The organism is Paenibacillus pasadenensis DSM 19293 (assembly GCF_000422485.1).
Classification (GTDB): domain Bacteria; phylum Bacillota; class Bacilli; order Paenibacillales; family Paenibacillaceae; genus Paenibacillus_O; species Paenibacillus_O pasadenensis.
Genome location: NZ_AULW01000080.1, coordinates 1 through 1,260, shown reverse-complemented (window position 1 = coordinate 1,260; position 1,260 = coordinate 1). Strand labels below are relative to the sequence as shown.

Annotated in this window: 1 protein-coding gene; it reads right to left on the bottom strand. The window is 58.9% G+C overall.

Translation table 11 applies throughout. The features are described 5' to 3' along the window. Positions 1-324: 324 nt before the first annotated feature. A complete protein-coding gene (locus H582_RS0110790) occupies positions 325-1,164 on the bottom strand; it encodes an ArdC family protein (protein WP_028598551.1) in 840 nt (279 codons plus the stop codon). Between the last annotated feature and the right edge of the window lie 96 nt (positions 1,165-1,260).

The window sequence follows — 1,260 nt, the reverse complement described above, 5'->3', positions numbered from 1 at the left end:
AAGTGAGGCCGGTGATCTTCCGGACTCGCGGCCCCCGCCTGGAGGCCACCCCGAAGGGGCTTGGCCTTTGCAGCGAAGAGCGGCATGCTAAGTTTGGAGCGTAAGGAAACCACGCCCCCCGATCGTCCCGGACAAGGAGCGCGGCAGCGCCCCGTTCCGGAGCCATTCCATCGGATTTGCGGCAGCAAATCCTATCCTTGGTCCGCCCTGATTCCTGAGCGAGCGACAGCGAGAGGAACCATCAAAAGGATTTGCGGCAGCAAATCCTCTCCATTTCACGGCCGCTCAAAAAGGCCGGGTCCCCCCAGCCCTCCCGGCCCTTCCCTATTCCTCCCGATCGAACGTCACGCCTAGGATGTGATCGGCGGCCTTCTGCGCAAGCCCCGCGGCCTGTACGATCAGCTTCGCGTCATCCTTGATCGCCCGCATCCATCCGGCAATGTAGGCCGCGCTGTTCTCGATCGTCGAGCTTTCAATCCCTGCGACTCCCGAGAGCATCGCCGCGCCAAGCTCAGCGACAAGTTCTTCCTTGCTGTAGCTTTCCCCGCCAAACAAGTCTGAGTTGACAATACCGGGCCGATTTAATCGATTTTCATGCCCGGTACTGTGAACCATTTCATGGAACAAGGTCGAGTAGTATTTCTCAGCAGAGAAGAAATCTTCCGGCTTCGGGACGCTGATGAAGTCAGCGGACGGGCGATAGAACGCGCGTCCCGGCGCGTGTTTTATCCTCGGTCCGCCCTCGTATCCGCTGACGACTTGCTCGGCCGTCTCGAGCGGGCAGAACGGTTCAAGCCCCTCCTCGGAATGGCCTCGCTTGCTCCTCAGTCCCTCGCATTGTCGGTTGATTTCAAACACCGTGTAGTGACGTAGAAAGGGAATCTTCTCCGGCTCTTGTTCTTCGCGCTCGCGCTCGAGGAAGGTCCAAAACACGATCGGCCATCCCTTCTCGCCTTTCTTCACCGAACCGCCAGCCTCCCGGACCTGCTTAAACGTCGCGTACTCGCCCGGCTCAAGCAGAATCGTATTGATGCCGCGATAGGGCTTCTGCGTTTTCCAGTTGACCGCCCGGCCCGAGCGCCACGGTTTTTCCCAAGGCACAACGCCGCGTTCCAGCAACACCAAAATTCGCTCTGTAACTAATTGGTAAATTTTATCACTCATCGTTCATCGTCGCTCCCTCGCCGCGTGGTTTCCTTACGCGGAAAACGGTGCATGCAAGCGATGAGCGGAAAAGGCTGGTCGGAAGGCGGGGAAGTG